The organism is Armatimonadota bacterium, from assembly GCA_016125185.1.
In the GTDB taxonomy this organism is placed as follows: Bacteria; Armatimonadota; Fimbriimonadia; order Fimbriimonadales; family Fimbriimonadaceae; genus Fimbriimonas.
This window is the reverse complement of the sequence record WGMG01000002.1, coordinates 472,492-490,107: the sequence shown is the minus strand read 5'-3', so window position 1 is coordinate 490,107 and position 17,616 is coordinate 472,492. Positions and strand designations below refer to the sequence as shown.

The following is a 17,616-nucleotide window of genomic DNA, read 5'->3' as shown; positions in this document are numbered from 1 at the left end:
ACGAACCGGGTGAGGGGAATAACACGGGAGGCCGACGTTGAAGCTTTGGAGGCTGGCGACCTCGGCCGTGATGACGGCGGTGGCGATCATCTTTCTTTCGCCCATCGTTCTGATGATCCTGACCTCATTCAAGCGGGAGGCGGACGTGCTGAATCCGTCGTCGCCGATCCCCAAGATTTGGACGTTAGAGAACTACCGCAACGTCTTGGGCTGGGCGGAAGAAGCGCCGTTTGGTCGGTGGCTGATGAACAGCATCTTCGTGTCGTGTTGCGTGACGTTGCTGGTGCTTCTGTTCTCGTCGATGGCGGCGTATGCGATCACGCGGCTGAAGGTGCCAGGCGGGCGGACTTTCCTGACGGTCGTGGTTTTCTCGATGATGATCCCAGGCCAGCTCTTCCTCGTGCCGGTCTACTATATCCTCAGCAAGCTCCACTGGTTGGACACGCCGCTCGCGCTGATCGTCCCGGCCACGGCAGGCGGATTTGGGGTGTTCATGCTTTGCCAGTTCATGCGCGCGGTTCCGACCGCCATCGAGGAGGCCGCGCTGATCGACGGTTGCTCACCGGCTGGCGTTTACTCGCGGGTGACGCTCCCACTGGTTGCTCCTGCATTAGCGACGCTTGGCGTGTTTACCTTCATCGGGTCTTGGAACGACTACGTCGGGCCGTTGGTGTTTATGGATTCGGTGCGGAACTACACCTTGCCTGTCGGCATCGCCATGTATCAGTCGTCGTACTTGACCGAATATGGCAAGACCCTCGCTATCGGCACGATGGCATCGTTGCCGCTGATGCTCATTTTTCTCATCTTCCAGAAACAGATCGTGGACAGCATGTCTGCCACGGGATTGAAAGACTAGACCATGAAAAAGTCCACCCTTCACCTGCATTCTCGCTTCACCGTCGACGTTGTCGATCCCCGCATCTTCGGCGGATTTTTGGAGCATCTTGGCCGCGCCGTGTATGAAGGCGTCTACGACCCTTCGAGCCAGCATGCCGACGACATGGGTTGCCGAACCGACGTGCTGGACGCTTTGCGACGGCTCCGGTTTACGGCGATGCGCTATCCGGGCGGTAACTTTGTAAGCGGCTACCATTGGATGGATGCGGTGGGTCCGCGCGAGAGTCGGCCGCGAACCCGTGACTTGGCTTGGCAAAGCATCGAGACAAACCAGTTCGGCCCGAATGAATTTTTGGAACTTTCGAAGCGGATGGGTTGGACGCCGATGATGGCCGTCAACCTGGGCACTGGAACACCGGAGGAGGCTCGCAACTGGCTGGAATATTGCAACATCGACGAAGGTACCAAGTACGCCGATCTGCGACGCGAGCATGGGTATGAACAGCCTTTCGACGTGAAGCTGTGGTGCCTGGGCAACGAGATGGACGGCCCTTGGCAGATCGGCCATGTGCCGGCGGAGACCTATGCCATTAACGCCCAGCAGACGGCGAACATGATGCGCATGTGCGACCCCAATATCGAGTTGGTGGTGTGCGGATCGTGCGCCATCGATCTGCCGACGTACTTGGAGTGGGACCGCAAGGTTCTGGAGCATTGCCGCGACTACGTGGACTACATCAGCGTGCACCGCTACGTGGAGAACCACGAGCACGATACGCCGAACTTCTTGGCGGTGACGAACAGCATCGACGACCAAATCGAGGCGACGGCGGCGGTGTGCCATGCGGTGCAGAAGACGAAGAAGACTAAGAAGCGAATTGGGCTGAGCTTCGACGAATGGAACGTTTGGTACCGCGCTCGAAGCGGCGACCATCTCGACGGGCGAGCCAAGGTCGCCCCTCCGTTGTTGGAAGAGGTCTATAACCTGGAAGATGCGCTGATCGCAGCGGGCTTTCTCAACAGCTTCATTCGCCACGCGGATACGGTGAAGATCGCCAACATCGCCCAGATCGTGAACGTCATCGCGCCGCTCCTGACCCGCGGCGACGACCTCGTATTCCAGACGATCTTCTATCCCATCGAAATGATGGCTAAGCGGCGCGAGGGCGTTTCATTGCAAGTCCGTGTGGAAGGTGATGGTTACGAGTCGAAGAAGTATGGCTACGTGAACACGCTGGATACGAGCGCGATTCTGAATAGGAATGAACTAAGCGTGTTCCTGACCAACCGAGACGTGTCTCAGCCGCTCGAGGTGACCGTCGATCTGAGCGACCGAGCCGTTACGAAGCTGTTGAACGCGGAGATCGTGCATGGAACCGATCCGCGAGCGGAGAACACGTTCGACAATCCGAACCAGATTACGGCGGTTGACTTTGCCGAGGTGAGCATTGCCAACGGCAAGGCGACGGTGAAGTTGCCTCCGCTGTCGTTCTGCGCGGCGACATTTGCGGTTTAGGTTCGGCCAATACCCAGTTCTTCGAAACACTCACCGACCCCCTCACGCTTGAGGGGGAATGGATTTGTTCCTAACTTTGGGCGAGAAAGAGTTCGATCCTATTCTTTTCGGATCGAACTTCCCATTCGGAAAGCTTGCCGACTATTGCACCTTGGCGTACTTTCATCGCATACGACTGACCCTGCCATTCGTATCTCGCCTCACGAGCGTGGATTCCCACGAGGCTGGATTTAGCCAAATCCCATCGGAATGCGATGTTCAACTCCTCGCCATCCAGTTCGGCGGTCATCCTCTTCTCTTCGAACTGAATTCGAAGCGTCTTGCCGCCTTGGACGGGCAGTTCCACGGTCATACCTGAGCCATGCTCGACGATCTTGGGTGCGCCGGTTGCTCGAATTAAGGTTTCGCCGATACGGAACAAAGCGCCAGCCCAAGGCTCCTCGGCGGGATGCTGGTCGCGCCGCCAGTGATAGCCGTCGAGCACGGGAGGCATTTTCTGCTCGACGTCATTGAGGCGAGTTGCCTTGTCCAAGAAGGGCTGAGGAAACTCGTCACTATAGACCGTGATGTCTCGCAAGTAGGGAAGGTCTCCTTTCAGGTGGAGGTTCGCGCGGTAAAAGCGGCTTTGGTACCAAATTGAGCCTTCGGAGGGGTTGGTGTTCTCGAAGGGGTCTTCGAGTTGGACCTGTGTCTGGACAGGCGTTTGTGAGAATGCTTTTTTGAATCGACGTCCGGTCTCGCCCATCGTCTCGACGTGCACTTTTCCGGTTTTGGCGAGGGCGGCGAGGGCTTCCATCTGCATCGGATAGCCGTCCTTCTGCTGGTCCCAGGGGAAGGTATTTTCTTGGCCCATTTGGCAATAGGCGAAGCGGCCGGTTTGTTCGTCGGCGATCATGTGGAGGAAGCCTTCGACGAAGTGCTTGGATCGACCCGAGGTCCACGCCGGTTCCATCGTGTCCGGCTCGCCGATGCGTCGTCCGTCCGGGAGCGGGTACGAGCGTTCGTAGTAGTAAACCGGGTCTTGGCCGAGCATGCGGAAGATCGGCGTTGCGATCTGGTTTTTCTTTTCGAGAGCAGGGCTCCAGCAGTTGAGCTTGCTGGGGTAGTAGCCCGCGATGGGCGCGCCCCAAATGGTGAAGCCGTCGGTGGCGATTTGGTCGCGACAGACGGCATAGGCATCCACGCCGTACTTCTCGGTGAGGTGTTGAAGGGTGAAGGAGTCGAGATTCCAACTAGCAATCGACTTGGGATAGTGCCCCCAGATTTCTTTAAAGCGGTTCATCGCGGTGTCGGCGAGTTTGATGCGCTCGTCCTTGGTGTAGCCGATGGTGAAGGCGACCAGCGGCAGATGGTCCCACTCGTAGCCGGGGCGACCGCGCCACTCGACTCCGGCGGCTTTGACGTGCTTCTCGTTCATCTCGAACCAGAAGCCGACCTCGTGGTTCTTGCCCATATGCTCTTTCAGGTAGGGCACGAAGGGACCGGAGACCAGCGCGTCGAATTGAAGGAGCCATGTAGCCGGGAGGCCGTGTTTGAGGATCAGCTCCATTTGGCTGGTGACTGGGAGCATCATGTCCATCTTGAATCGCGGCTCGATTTCGCGAATGAAGTTGACGACGTTGATGCATCGCATCGCGCCGGATTCGAACGGAGTTGAGGCCAGGGCTCTCATGAGAGGGTTGGTTGCCAAGGCGGCGGTGCCGGTGGTTTTGAGAATCTCACGGCGCGTGATCACCTTTCGAGGGTACCTGGGGGATCGAATGGTTGGAAATCGCATTCTGAGAAAGGAGATTGCGGATTAAGGTCGGTGGGCATTCTCGACCTCACCTCTTCCCCCCGATTCAGCTTCGCTTCATTCCCTTTGCGATGCTCGACGGGTCTAACGACAAGCCTCTGACGTCACGGGAGGGTCCTCTCCTAGGAGGAGAGAAAAACGGGGCCTATCCGCGATTTCTTGAGTCCAACGTACGATGCGTCGATTGGCTTCGACGGCATTCTCCTTCATTTTGATATTCGCAGGAGGACGCAACCGTGCCAAGGGATATCGAGGTGGGTGGTTTTAGTGGTCAGAGTCCAGGTTTTGCCAGTCCAGAGATCGGTGACTTTTTTGCCGACTGCGCCGCCCACCGCGCTGAGGTCAAAGTTCATGTCGTAGGAGTCGCGCTCGTGGGGACCACCTTTCTTGAACCCGAAGACCAGCGGTTGGATCGTTCCGCCTTCTTTTTCCGGCATGGCCGTATCGTTGAGGGCGGCGAAGGCAGAGAAGGTTTCGGCGTCCTTGGGAAGGTCGAAGGTGACGATGGAGGGCGCGTGGGCGAAGATGCCTTCGGTGACTGGATTGCCAGCGACGGCGAGCGGCTTTTCGCCGACGGCGGCCGTGGTCGATATCTGACCGTAGCCGACTTGGGCGGTGTCCCACTTGGTCTTGGCGAGGTGAAGTTGGATGTTCTCACCAAGGTCGACCACTGGATCGACCCAGACGCCATGGTCCCATCGGTTGCCATCGCCGCCATCGGTGAAGACGAGGGCCATAGCAGAGAAGCCTTCGAGGTTCGCGAGGACTTTTGCACCTTGGCCAGGGGTCTGGCGATTGATGACCGGACCTTCGGAAATGAGCTCGCCGCGGGCGGGGTCAAAGCGGTCTTGAGCGTTGAAGATAGCGACGAAATGATCCTTGGTTTTTGGGTCGATAGCGGTCCAAGCGACGATTTTGTCTTGGGAGTAGAACGGATGGTTGTCGATGCTGTTTTGGTTGACATCGAGGACGGCGTCATTGGTCAGCAGGGACTCGGTGAACGGATCGAGCTTGGTCATGTTCGCACCGAGCATCAGGGGCGACTTGGCGATGGCCCAAAGGGTCATCAGAGTGTATTGCTCGTCCTTGGTGAAATTGGTTTTCCGAGTATCGAGTTGCAGGCTGCCGAGGGGAAGCATGTCGGCGTCCGGGTAGTGGCCGGGGCCGCGATACTGGTTCCACTTGACGAGGCGATCGAACTGTTCGAGAAGGGCTGGCCAGCTATCCCAAAAGTCGTCGCTGATGCGCCACATGTTGGCGTGGGTGATGACATGCTGGGCACCTTGGATATCGGTCTCGCCCGGCGAGAGACTGAGGACGATTTTGCGGTGGGTCTGGTCGATCGCCTTGCGAATGGCTTCGACCTCGGGGATGTTTTGGAGGTAGGGGCGGCTGAGGTCGTCGACCTTCACGAAGTCCACGCCCCACGAGGCGATGAGATCGAAGACGCTGTTGTAGTACGCCTGTGCGCCGGGCTTGCTCATGTCGACGCCGTACATGTCGGGGTTCCAGGGGCAGACGTGTTCCTTGTCGGCTATCTCGGAAGCTTTGAATTTGGTGCCGAGGATCGGGAGGTCTTTCTCGACGGCTTGGCGGGGAATGCCGCGCATCAGATGGATACCGAATTTGAGACCCTGGCGGTGGACCCAGTCGGCGAGGGGCTTGAAGCCTTGGCCTTCGGCGGCAGAAGGGAAGCGATTGGGCGCGGGCAGGAGGCGGCCGTTGGCATCGAGGGTGAGGACGGCTTTGGGGTTGTAGTCGAAGCCCTTGGCGTTGGGTTCGTACCATTGGATATCGACGACGGCGTATTGCCAGCCGTGGGGCTTCAGCTTTTCGGCCATGACCTCGACATTGGCGCGGAACTGTTCTTCAGTGATGGACGTTCCGTAGCAGTCCCAGCTATTCCAGCCCATGGGGGGCTTGGGAGCCCATTTCAGAAAATTTGGCACGTTTTGGCACGCGGTGCAGGCTAGGAAAGCAAAGGTAGGGAGGATCATCTTTGGAAACTCTGAGTTCGAATAGGGTACCTATATCCGAAATTTCGAATGGTCTCGAAAAAAAGTGCAAATATATTCCCACTTTTGAATAACCATATCATATAATGGTTCCAACTCTGCAACGAAGCTTTGTCTGCCCAATGGCAGAGTGCCATCATCACTTCACCGTTTGAAGGAGAAATCATGAAAACTCGAAGACGAGCCTTTACACTCATCGAACTTCTCGTGGTCATTGCGATTATTGCAATTTTAGCCGCGATTCTCTTCCCCGTCTTTGCTCAAGCCAAGGTTGCCGCTAAAAAAGCCTCCTGCCTTTCCAACCTTAAGCAGCACGGCCTGAGCTTCATCATGTACGCCACGGACAACGACGACATGAGCGTGCGACAGGGACTCGACCCCAATGGCTGGATTTATTGGTTTGCCGGTTCGGGCAAGGATCTGGGCTTTATGGACCCGACCGAATATCCGAACTGGGGCCGAGAGACGTATCCGTACGTTAAGAACCTCCAGCTCTACGTCAGCCCGGGCGCACCGCGCGACCCAGACCCCAACTACGGCTACCGCGATAAGGCGGGCGCCGGAAACGGAAGCTATGCGGCCAACGGCGCGGTGCTGGGCATCAGCATGACGTCGTTCTCGGACGCAGCCAACACGATCTACCTGCAGAGCAAGAACACCACGACCCGCGAAGCGATCGTCCAGCCGACGCCGCTTTATCCGCTGGGGCAGCCTTACATCGCGAACGGCATCGACATCAGTTGGGTCGGCGCAACGTTCGGCAAGGGTGGCAACTATGCTTGGTGCGACGGCCATGCTAAATACATGGTTCGAACGGGGATCAAATACCGAAACTACGGCATTTACGGTACGGTGCACTGCCACTATCCGGGATGCGGCGACGTTCCCAACACGACCGGCATGACCGATCCGTTGGTGAACCCGAACTACTGGGATACGTGGGGTACCGTCGACGTTAGCCAGATCTAACGAACTGTCCTCCTGACAACGCCGACGAGGCCTCTCGCAACCGTGGGAGGCCTCGTTTACCGATTCAAGCAATCAGAAAATATGAAACTCGATAAGAAATCTTGGTTCCTCCTCGCCGTTACCTTTGCGGCCATCGTCTTGGCGGGTTGCGACCCGAACCCAGGCGGACTCAGCGACGAGCAGAAGCTCGAAGGTGCGCGAAAGGCCCGCAATCAGCAGATGGGCCAGCAAGCCGGCAATATGCCGATGAACCGAAACGCGATGCCCGGAGCATCCAACGGTCAATAACTTAATGATTTTTTGTTGTCCGCCGAGTCTCTCGGCGGACATTCTATTGTTATGACTGCTCGCCTTCGCGTCCTCCAAGACGAAATCCATGGCCGAATTTCTCCTCGGCTCTATGGTCATTTTGCCGAGCACCTGGGGCGGTGCTGCTACGACGGTTTGTTCGTGGGCAAGAACTCGTCGATTCCTAACATCGAGGGCTTTCGGAAAGATGTGGTAAAGGCGCTGCGGGATATGCCGACGCCGATGCTCCGTTGGCCGGGCGGTTGTTATGCCGACCACTACCACTGGAAGGACGGGATTGGGGCCGATCGTCCGATTCGGCTGGGAATGTCGTGCGGGCTTCAGGTTTTGGACACCAACGAGTTGGGGACGGACGAGTTCCTGACTTTGTGCGCGCTGATCGGCGCAGAACCGTATTTGGCAGGGAACATGGGCTCGGGCTCGCCCGAGGAGCTTTGCCATTGGATCGAGTACTGCAATACGGCTTTGCCGACGGCTTTGGCCCAGCAGAGACGAGCCAACGGCCAAGACGAGCCGTACGGCGTGAAGCTGTGGGGCATCGGCAACGAGAACTGGGGATGCGGCGGCAACTACGATGCGGAGAGCTATGCCCTGGAGTATCGCCGCTACTCGCTGATGGCCCAGCATGTCGATCCGACCATCGAGATGGTGTGCTGTGGGCACGACACGGACTGGAATCGACAGTGCATCGATAAGCTCCGAAACCATTTGGGCTTCGTCGACCACTATTCGATCCACCGGTACTGGATCAACGGCGGGCACGGGACCGACTTTTCTGAGGACGAGTATTACGCTCTCCTCGACGAGGCGGACAAGACGGAGGACTTTATCATCGAGACTCGGCAGTTCTTGGACGAGGCGTCGGGCGGACGTCGGCACGTCGGGATTGCGCTGGATGAGTGGGGTGTATGGCATTCGGAGGCTCGCAACTGGGGTCCGGGTGGCTCGGCGACGGAGTCGAACGACTACACCCAGCCGTGCACGATGCGCGACGCGGTGGCGACGGCGATCGGGTTTGAAGTGTTCCATCGACAAAGCTCTTCGCTTTCGATGGCGAACCTCGCGCAGATCGTGAATGTGCTTCATGCGCCGCTCATGACGGACGGCGAGGCGATGTGGCTGACGCCGACATACCACGTGCTTTCGCTCAATCAGGGCCATATTGGCGGGGATGCCTACCGAGTGGAAGTGGAAGGCGGTCCGATGTTGCCGAACGGCACGCCAGCGATCAGCGCGACGGCGACGATGGCGATGATCACGCTGGTTAATCGACACATGACGGAAACGATCGAAGTCGAAATCCCGGCTCCTTACTGCATGGGGCAGGTTCTTGCGGCGGACCGACCTAATGCCCAGAATTCGGTGACCGAGAAACCAGTTCGTCTGGAAACCCTGCTGGGTACGGTGGACGGAGACGTGGTGCGGGTGGTTCTGCCGCCGTGCTCTGTTGGCACTCAGCACCGACCTTTTTGCCGCCACACCTGGAAGCGACGCTTCCCATCATCTAAAATCTCAAGACTGGACAAAAACGCACGATGAAAAAAGTAACTCTAGGCGTCATCATTGGAAACCGCGGTTTCTTCCCGACCCACCTTTGCGAAGCGGGACGCAAGGTGATTCTTCAAGTTCTGGAGGAGCAGGGATTCGACGTCGTGATCCTGCCCGAGTCGGCTCGACAGTTTGGTACGGTGGAATCCATTGCCGACTCGCGAGCGTGTGCGGATTTGTTCAAGCAACATCGCGATCAGATCGACGGCATTCTGATTACGCTTCCCAACTTTGGGGAAGAGACCGGCATCGTGAACGCGCTGAAGTTCGCGGGTTTGAACGTTCCGATTCTCGTTCACGCCTTTGGCGACGATGCGAAGCGCATGACGATCGCAGACCGACGCGACAGCTTCTGCGGCAAAATGTCGTGCTGTAACAACCTGCGGCAGTACGGCTTTAAGTACAGTTTGACGACGCTCCACACGGTCGATCCGACCAACGATTCCTTTAAGAAGGACCTGCAGAACTTCGGCGCGGTGTGCCGCGTGGTGAAGGGTCTGCGCAACTGCCGCATCGGCGCAATCGGCGCGCGGCCGGGGGCGTTCAACACGGTTCGGTATAGCGAGAAGCTGTTCGAAAACGCGGGCATTTCGGTTGCGACACTCGACCTTTCGGAAGTGTTGGGGTGGGCGAACCGGCTGACTTCGGCTGACCCTACCGTCAAGGACAAACTGGCGGCGATCCATGCCTATACGAAGACGGAGGGCATTCCGACCGAGGCGCTGGACAAGATGGCGCGACTGGGTGCGGCCATTGACACCTGGGCCAAGGATAACGCGATCGACGCGACGGCGATCCAGTGCTGGACATCGCTGGAAGAGTTTTACGGTGTGGTGCCTTGCACGCTGATGTCGATGATGTCGGACACGCTTCGGGCTAGCGCCTGCGAGACGGACGTGGCGGGCACGGTTTCGATGTACGCGATGCAGTTGGCCTCGGGAACGCCTTCGGCGCTTTTGGACTGGAACAATAACTACGGCGGCGACCCGAACAAGGCGGTGGTGTTCCACTGCTCGAACCTGCCGAACTCGGTGTTTGCCGAGCAGAAGATGGATTACCAGGAGATCATCGCGGGTACGGTCGGCAAGGACAATACGTTCGGCACGATTGTGGGCCGGATGAAGACGGGCGCATTCACGTACTGCCGCGTCTCGACAGACGACGTTTACGGCGAGGTTCAGGCTTACGTCGGTCAGGGACAACTGACCAACGACGTTTTGAATACGTTTGGCGGATTTGGCGTGGTCGAGATTCCAGAGATGCAGGACCTTCTCAAGTTCATCTGCAACAACGGTTTTGAGCACCACGTTGCGTTCAACCTCAGCGAAGTTGCCGACTCGGTCGAAGAGGCCATGAGCAACTACCTCGGTTGGAGCGTTTACCACCATGGCTAAGTACACGCTTGGCGTGGACTACGGCACCAACTCGGTCCGGGCGCTGGTGGTTGATACGTCGAACGGCGCGGAGATCGGCACGAGCGTTTGGAACTACGAGACCGGCGACGCGGGCGTGCACGAGGACCATCACGACGTGCACCTTGCGCGGCAGAACCCGGCGGACTACCTGAAGGGGTTCGTGGAGTCGGTGAAGGGGGCGATCGCGGACGCGAAGAAGACGGCTGGTTTCGACGTTTCGCAGATCGTGGGAATTGGCGTGGATACGACGGGCTCAACCCCGATCCCGGTCGATGCGGACGGCGTCGCGCTGGCTCTGAAGCCGGAGTTTAAGGGCAATCTGCACGCGATGGCTTGGCTGTGGAAGGACCACACCGGCTACGCAGAAGCGGCGGAGATTACCCAGAAGGCGCAGAGCTTTCCGTACTTGAAGAAATGCGGCGGGACGTACTCTTCGGAGTGGTTCTGGTCGAAGATTCTGCGCTGTAAGCGGGTTGCGCCGGACGTTTTTGCGGCGGCGCATTCGTGGGTCGAGCTTCAGGACTATGTACCAGCGTGGCTGGTTGGCAAGTCGAAGCCATCGGATGTTCCGCGAGGTATCTGTGCGGCGGGGCACAAGGCGATGTACCACACGGAGTGGGGCGGACTGCCTTCGAAGGAGTTTTTGAGCCAACTCGACCCGGACTTGGCATCTTTGCGCGACCGACTTTATGAGACGACTTTGACGGCCGACCAGGTGGCCGGACAGCTTTTGGACGAACATGCGCAGGCGACGGGCTTGCCGGCGGGGATTCCGGTCGCGGTGGGGGCGTTCGATGCGCACCTCGGCGCGGTGGGAAGCGGCATCCGCGAGGGCACGATCGTGAAGATCATGGGCACGAGCACATGCGACATCATGATCGGCGGCTCGGATACGCCGGACATTCCGGGCGTCTGCGGCATCGTGCCGGGCTCGGTGGTGCCGGGCTTTATGGGCATCGAGGCCGGGCAATCGGCGGTCGGTGACCTGTTCAATTGGTGCGTGGAGCACCTCGGGAACGGCTCACATGATAGCTTGACCGACGAGGCGGACGACTTGAAGCCGGGCGAGTCTGGTCTGTTGGCGCTGGACTGGAATAACGGCAACCGTACGATTCTGGTTGACCCGCTTTTGACGGGGGTGATCGTGGGTCAGACTCTGCATACGACGGCGGGAGAGATTTATCGAGCGCTGATCGAGGCGACGGCGTACGGTTCGCGGAAGATCATCGAGCGGATCGAGGAGTATGGCGTGGCGGTGAAAGAGGTCGTGGTGTGCGGCGGGATTGGCGAGAAGAGCCCGCTGACGATGCAGATCTACTCCGACGTGCTGGGGCGACCGATTCGGATTAGCCGGTCGGCGCAGACGTGTGCTTTAGGCTCGGCGGTGATGGCGTCGGTTGCGGCGGGCGTTCACGGCTCGGTGCTGGAGGCAGCAGAGGTGATGACCGGCTATAAGGACGTTGTGTACCAGCCGAGGACCGATGGCGTAGCGGTGTACAACCGGCTCTACGAGCTTTATTCGCTGTTACACGACTCGTTTGGGGTGGCCGGCCATACGGCTGACCTCAGCCGAGTGATGAAGGACCTGTTGGAAATTCGCCGAGAGGTGGTTGGTTGAGCCTTCATCTGCTTCGCGAGCAGGTGTGCTGGGGCAACCAGATGTTGCCGAAGGCGGGTCTGGTGACGATGCACTCGGGTAATGTGAGCGGCTACGACCCGGTGTCGGGAAAGGTCGTGATCAAGCCGAGCGGAATGGATTACGAGCGGATCACACCGGAGAATCTGGTGGCGGTGGACTTGGCGACGGGCGAGGTTGCGCCGGGCCAGGCGAAGCCGAGCGTGGACCTGCCGCATCACCTGTTCCTGTATCGGAACATGCCGGAATTGCGGTCGGTGGTGCACACCCATAGCAACTATGCGACGGCGTTTGCGGCGGTGCATAAGTCGATTCCTTGTTGTCTAACGGCGATTTCGGACGAATTTGGCGGCGAGATTCCGTGCGCGCCGTATATCGACAACGAAGGCGATCATATCGGCGAAGGGATTTTGAAGTATCGCGGGCGCGGCCCGGCGATTTTGCTTGGCAACCACGGCGTGTTTGCGTGGGGGACGTCGGTTTCGGGAGCGCTGAAGGCGGCGATCATGGTCGAGGATGTGGCGAAGACGGTCCACTTGGGGATGCAGATCGGGTCGGTGGTGCCGATCGATCAGGCGGAAGTGGACAAGTGGTGGAATCGGTATCACACGACGTATGGGCAGTGAGGATTTAGCTGCGAGCTTTTAGCTTCTAGCCACCAGCTTCTAGCCGAGAACCGCGAACCGAGAGCTGTAAACTGTGATCAGAGTTTTGTTGCTGAAGCCTGAAGCCTGTTTTACTTCGCTTCTTTTCTCGCGTAGTACTTGGCTTTGATGTCGTCGAAGATGGTGTAAACGGCGGGGATGACGAATAGGGTGAGGATGGTCGAGGTTGCGAGGCCGCCCATGACGGCAGTAGCTAGCGGGACGTAGAGTTCGGAGCCGGTGCCGATTCCGAGAGCGAGCGGAGCCATGCCGAGGATCGCGCAGAGCGAGGTCATGAGAATCGGGCGGAGACGGGTTGGTCCTGCGGTAAGAAGCGCATCGTGACGGTCGATGCCACGGGCGCGGAGTTGGTTGGTGTAATCCACCAGCAAGATGCCGTTTTTGACCGAGATTCCGACGAGCATGAGGAGGCCGATGAAGGCGGTAAGGCCGAAGGCGCGGTCAGTGAGGAAGAGCGCGAGGACAAAGCCGATGGCGCATAGCGGGACCGAAAAGAGCACGACCAGCGGGTAGAGGAACGACTCGAACTGTGCAGCGAGAAGCATGTAGATGAGTGCGACAGCGAGGACCACGGCGAGGCCGAGACCGGAGTATTCCTGCCCCTGCTGAAGCTGGCGGACGCCGAGGGTGTAGTAGGTGCCCTCGGGCATTTTGAGCTTGGCGAGGGCGGCAAGAGCGTCGGCTTGGACGTCGCTATCCGACCGGTCTTGGACGTTACCGCCCACGCTGATGACGCGCTGTCGGTTTTGACGAGAAATCTGGGTCGGGCCCATGCCGTATGCGGCGTTGGCGACTTGGCCGAGGATGATGGTGGTTCCGTTCTGAGTGGTGACGGGCAGGTTTTCGAGCTGTTCGATGGTCTGCCGCTTGTCCTCAGGAACCTGCACGTAAATCGGATATTGGAAGCCTTTCTCCTGGTAGTAGCTGGAGAGTTTGCCGCTGGTGCTACTGGAGATGACGCTGGCGACGTCGTTGAACGAGACGCCTAAGGTCGAAGCCTTTTCGCGGTTGACGGACATCTCGATTTCCGGCAAGGTGTCGTCAACGCTGACGTCGACGTTTTGGAGGCCCGGAACCTTGCTGAGGGTTTCCTCCACCATCTTGGCGGCGGCGGTGAGAGAGGGGAGGTCTTGGCCATAGACATCGACGCCGAAGCCGGTGCTGTTGCCGAGGATGTTCTGAACGACGTCGAGAGGCGAGACCTGGGCGCGGACACCGGGGAGGACGGCTAGCTTGCCCTGGAGCCGCTTGATGACCTCTTCGGTGGAGGACTTGCGATTGAGTTTGAGCTGGACGGTGGCAGAGCCGTTATTGGGTCCGCCACCACCGGCGCCGCGGAGACCGACGTTTGCACCGGCTCCAGCGATGACGACATCGACGTCCTTGTCGGCAAGGATGATCGCTTCCATCTGTTTGACGAGGCCGTCAGTGACGTTGACGGGGGTGCCGATGGGGAGTCGGAGACGGACGTTGAGGTTGCCGCTATCGCTCTTGGGGAAGTTTTCTTTGCCGACCATCGGCCAGATGAGGAGTGCGCCAATGACGCTGAGCCCGCCGATGAGAAGTACGGTTCCGCGTCGGCTGAGAGTCCATTCCAATCCTCGCCGGTAGGCTGAATCGAGGCGGTGGAGGACGGTTCCGGCCCAATCCATGAACCGCGTGACGGGCGTGACCTTTTTGTGGGGATGGTTTTCGGGGTCGGCTTCTTCGAGCACTTCCTCTTCGCTGACCATGCGCGAGGTGAGCATGGGGACGATGCTGGTTGCATCGAGAAGCGAGACAGCGAGGGAGAAGATGATGACGAGCGCGAACTGGGTGAAGATCTGTCCCGACTGGCCCTTGATGAGCAGAAGCGGGAGGAAGACGATCATGATGGTGAACGTGGAGGCGAAGACGGCGGAAAGGATTTCTTGAGTGCCGGAGATGGCGGCGTCGACGCGCCCCTGCTTGGCTTTTTCGATGTGCCGATAGATGTTTTCGAGCACGACGATAGCGTCATCGACGATGAGACCGGAGGCGAGGGCTAGTCCGCTGAGCGAAATGGTATTGAGCGTGAATCCGCAGAAGTAGAGCAGGGTGAAGGTCGAGATGATCGAGATAGGGATCGAGAGGGCGACGACGAAGGTGCTCTTGAGGTTGCGGAGGAAGAAGGTGATGATGAGGATGGCAAGGATTGCGCCGATGACTGCGGTGTGGAAGAGGTCGTCGACGGAATCGGAGATGAATTTGGCCTGATCGTACGCCTTGGCGAAGTGCAAACTCGGGTCGCGATGCTCGATATCGGCGAGGACCTTTTCGACGTTCTTGGAAGTCTCGACGGTGTTCGCGTCGTTTTGCTTCGTGACGGTCATCACGAGGGCGGGCTTGCCGTTGACGCGCGTGTAGGAGAGGATGTCCTGGCTGGCGTCGCGGACGTTGGCGACCTCTTGGAGGCGGACGAGGTTGCCGTTGTAGCTTCCGATCGGCATCATGCGAAGCTCGTCGAGGCTCTTGAAGTAGCCGACGCTTCGAATGGTGTATTGGGTTTTGCCCTGAATGGCGGAGCCAGCGGGAAGGCTGATGTTTTCGGCGCTGATCTTGGCGGAAAGCTGGGCGATGGAGAGGTTGCGCGACTTCAGTTTTTCGGGATCGACCTCGACCATGATGGCGCGGTCCTCACCACCAGAGATGTTGACGGCGGCCACGCCGTCGGCGGCTTCGATCTGCGGGCTGATCTCGTTGATCATCTTGGAGCGAAGCTTGATCAGGTCTTCGTCGGGGCCCTGGATGCCGTACATGAGGATCGGCAAGGTGGACGGGTCGAACTTGAAGATGCGGGGCGGGGAGATCGTTGGATCGTTGGGGAAGCTGCCGACGGCACGCTGGACCATCTGCATGACGTCGATCGACGCGGCGTCGACATCGACCCCGTAGTTGAGCTGGACGCGGACGAAGGTGCTCCCCTGGGACGAGCTGGAACTGACCATGTTGAGGCCGCGAAGAGAGCCGACAGCCTGCTCGATGGGACGCGTGATCTGGGTCTCCATCTCCTCGGGCGAGGTGTTTGGCCAGTTGACGGAGACGGCGACGATGGGGATGTCGATGCGAGGGAGCAGGTCGATAGGGAGTCGCAGAAGGCAGATGAAGCCGAGGACGACCAGGCTGGCGATGCGCATGGTCACCGCGACGGGGCGAGTAACGGCGAACTTAGCTAGATTCACGCTTTCCTCGGCCCTGCTTCTTTGATCCGTCGTCGGGTTTGTCGCCTTTGTCCGCTTTGTCGGAGCCGATCTTGACCTCGGTGCCGTCCTTCAGCGGGTTGTAGCTGAGGGTGACGACCTTTTCGCCGGCTTTGACACCGGACTTGATCTCGATGGTGGTTTCGTCCGCAACGCCGAGGACGACATTGCGAATTTGAATTTTATTGTCGTCTCCGACCACGGCGACGGTGGTTTTGTTGACGCCGTAGGTGATGGCTTCTTTGGGGAGAGCGACTTCGACACGGCGAGCATCGATGGGGAAGTTGATTTTGCCGAACATACCGGGGCGAAGGCGGTGATCGGGGTTTTCGACGCGGATGCGGAGGGCGATCTGGCGGCTGGCGGGGTCGGCGGAGGGGTTGATGCTCGTGATTGAGCCTTGGACCGTTTTGTTTCCGATGCCTTCCATCTGGATGGTGGCGCTTTGGCCGACATGGACCTTGTCGCCCTGCTCGACGGGGATAGAGGCGACGAAGAACAGCCAATCGAGGGACTGGATGACGAGTACGGGGTTGCCGGGGGAGGCGAGCGCCCCTTCGTCGGCGTTGCGGGCGGTGACGACACCGTTGATGGAGCTTTTGAGATCGGTCTCGCTGACCAGGACGCGGGCCTGGGCGACCTGCGCCTGGGTGACGGCAACGGCAGCGGAGAGGGCCTTGATGTTTTCGTCGTAGGCAGGGTTCATCGCCTTATTGGCCTTGGCAACGGCGAGGCTGGATTGGGATTGATTGACTTTGGCCTTCGCGGCGGCGATGTCGGCTTTGCCCTTAGTCTTGGCGATGTCCAGTTGGGTTTGAGCTTGGGTTGACTGGTTTTTTGCGGTCTGGACAGCGAGCTTGGCGGAGGCGACGTTGGCGATGGCGATTTGGACTTGCTTGTCTTGGACGTCGAGGGCGGTGGTGGCGTCTTCCCAGTCCTTTTGGGCGATATAGCCTTGATCGAGGAGCTCTTTGGCGCGGTCGGCTTTGATTTTTAGGTTTTCGCGGGTGGACTTTTCTTTGGCGAGATTGGCGTTGGCGGTGGTGAGACTTGCTTGGGCGGTGTCGACCTTCGCCTGGGCGTCGCTGACGGCGCTGGTGAGACTGCTGATGTTGGCATCGACGGTCTTTTGGGTTTGGGTGAGCTCGGCCTGGGAGCTTTTGAGGGCGGCGCCTTGTTGGTCGATCTGGCCGGAGACGGAGGCGGAGTTCGGGGCGGCCTCGATCTTGGCTTGGGCGAGTCGGGCTTGGGCCTGGGCGAGGTTGGCTTCGGCTTGGTTTAGACCGGCGATGGCGGTAGCGGGGTCGATTTTGACCAGGGTTTGACCGGCGGTGACGGCGTCGCCTTCGCGGACGCTAAGGCTGAGGATTTTGCCGGCGGTGCGGGGGGCGAGCTGGACCTTGTAGGGGGAGTCGAGGCTTCCGGCGGCGATGATGGTTCCAGCGATGGTGGCTGGTCCGGCGACGACGGCTTCGACGGATTGGGCCTTGCCGCCTCCTCCGCGCATGCCTCCTTTAAGCTGTTGGTCCGTGCCGGATTTGGTCTTGACCCGCCAGCCGATGAGCCCGCCGAGGATGACGAGGGGCACCAAAATCCAAGCGTATCTCCTAAGCATATATGTCGCGACCGTTCGGTCCTGAGTGTACTACGCACGCGTAGTACAAAAGATCGGTTTGGAGGGTGTCAAGAT

At 59.1% G+C, this 17,616-nt stretch carries 12 protein-coding genes; 8 read left to right on the top strand and 4 right to left on the bottom strand.

Annotated features, from left to right (window positions below):
* The first annotated feature begins 37 nt into the window (after positions 1-37).
* Complete coding sequence (locus tag GC165_05320; GenBank protein MBI1332280.1) at positions 38-859, top strand: ABC transporter permease subunit; 822 nt, start codon at positions 38-40, stop codon at positions 857-859.
* A 3-nt stretch (positions 860-862) separates the two neighbouring features.
* Entirely contained in the window at positions 863-2,356 is a 1,494-nt protein-coding gene (locus GC165_05315; GenBank protein ID MBI1332279.1) for an alpha-N-arabinofuranosidase, read from the top strand.
* Positions 2,357-2,426: 70 nt separating this feature from the next.
* On the opposite strand, the gene GC165_05310 is transcribed toward GC165_05315, so the two are convergent.
* Together GC165_05310 and GC165_05305 are read right to left on the bottom strand one after the other, a co-directional pair.
* The gene (locus GC165_05310; protein MBI1332278.1) at positions 2,427-4,091 is read right to left on the bottom strand and encodes a hypothetical protein; all 1,665 of its coding nucleotides are present in this window, start codon (positions 4,089-4,091) and stop codon (positions 2,427-2,429) included.
* A gap of 266 nt (positions 4,092-4,357) precedes the next feature.
* Complete coding sequence (locus GC165_05305; GenBank protein ID MBI1332277.1) at positions 4,358-6,148, bottom strand: hypothetical protein; 1,791 nt, start codon at positions 6,146-6,148, stop codon at positions 4,358-4,360.
* Between the two features lie 183 nt (positions 6,149-6,331).
* Between GC165_05305 and GC165_05300 the strand changes: the two genes are divergently transcribed.
* The 6 genes from GC165_05300 (at position 6,332) to GC165_05275 (ending at position 12,669) form a co-directional block, all read left to right on the top strand.
* Positions 6,332-7,135, top strand: coding sequence for a prepilin-type N-terminal cleavage/methylation domain-containing protein (locus GC165_05300; GenBank protein ID MBI1332276.1), 804 nt, complete (start codon positions 6,332-6,334; stop codon positions 7,133-7,135).
* Between the two features lie 81 nt (positions 7,136-7,216).
* Positions 7,217-7,423, top strand: a complete 207-nt coding sequence (locus tag GC165_05295; GenBank protein MBI1332275.1) for a hypothetical protein — start codon at positions 7,217-7,219, stop codon at positions 7,421-7,423.
* Positions 7,424-7,474: 51 nt separating this feature from the next.
* Positions 7,475-8,983 carry an alpha-N-arabinofuranosidase gene (locus GC165_05290; GenBank protein ID MBI1332274.1) on the top strand — a complete coding sequence of 503 codons (1,509 nt, stop codon included), beginning with the start codon at positions 7,475-7,477 and terminating at the stop codon, positions 8,981-8,983.
* Positions 8,980-10,386, top strand: a complete 1,407-nt coding sequence (locus GC165_05285; GenBank protein MBI1332273.1) for a fucose isomerase — start codon at positions 8,980-8,982, stop codon at positions 10,384-10,386. Before GC165_05290 ends, GC165_05285 begins: the two co-directional genes overlap by 4 nt.
* Positions 10,379-12,025, top strand: a complete 1,647-nt coding sequence (locus GC165_05280; GenBank protein MBI1332272.1) for a ribulokinase — start codon at positions 10,379-10,381, stop codon at positions 12,023-12,025. Before GC165_05285 ends, GC165_05280 begins: the two co-directional genes overlap by 8 nt.
* Entirely contained in the window at positions 12,022-12,669 is a 648-nt protein-coding gene (locus GC165_05275; protein MBI1332271.1) for a hypothetical protein, read from the top strand. Before GC165_05280 ends, GC165_05275 begins: the two co-directional genes overlap by 4 nt.
* 110 nt (positions 12,670-12,779) lie before the next feature.
* On the opposite strand, the gene GC165_05270 is transcribed toward GC165_05275, so the two are convergent.
* Both GC165_05270 and GC165_05265 read right to left on the bottom strand, forming a co-directional pair.
* Entirely contained in the window at positions 12,780-15,908 is a 3,129-nt protein-coding gene (locus GC165_05270) for an MMPL family transporter (protein MBI1332270.1), read from the bottom strand.
* The gene (locus tag GC165_05265) at positions 15,895-17,541 is read right to left on the bottom strand and encodes an efflux RND transporter periplasmic adaptor subunit (protein MBI1332269.1); all 1,647 of its coding nucleotides are present in this window, start codon (positions 17,539-17,541) and stop codon (positions 15,895-15,897) included. The genes GC165_05270 and GC165_05265 overlap by 14 nt, the downstream gene beginning before the upstream one ends.
* Positions 17,542-17,616: the final 75 nt, after the last annotated feature.

Coding starts and splice junctions, on each gene's coding strand:
- GC165_05315 (MBI1332279.1), top strand. CDS start 863: ATGAAAAAGTCCACCCTTCACCTGCATTCTCGCTTCACCGTCGACGTT.
- GC165_05305 (MBI1332277.1), bottom strand. CDS start 6,148: ATGATCCTCCCTACCTTTGCTTTCCTAGCCTGCACCGCGTGCCAAAAC.
- GC165_05300 (MBI1332276.1), top strand. CDS start 6,332: ATGAAAACTCGAAGACGAGCCTTTACACTCATCGAACTTCTCGTGGTC.
- GC165_05295 (MBI1332275.1), top strand. CDS start 7,217: ATGAAACTCGATAAGAAATCTTGGTTCCTCCTCGCCGTTACCTTTGCG.
- GC165_05290 (MBI1332274.1), top strand. CDS start 7,475: ATGACTGCTCGCCTTCGCGTCCTCCAAGACGAAATCCATGGCCGAATT.
- GC165_05285 (MBI1332273.1), top strand. CDS start 8,980: ATGAAAAAAGTAACTCTAGGCGTCATCATTGGAAACCGCGGTTTCTTC.
- GC165_05280 (MBI1332272.1), top strand. CDS start 10,379: ATGGCTAAGTACACGCTTGGCGTGGACTACGGCACCAACTCGGTCCGG.
- GC165_05265 (MBI1332269.1), bottom strand. CDS start 17,541: ATGCTTAGGAGATACGCTTGGATTTTGGTGCCCCTCGTCATCCTCGGC.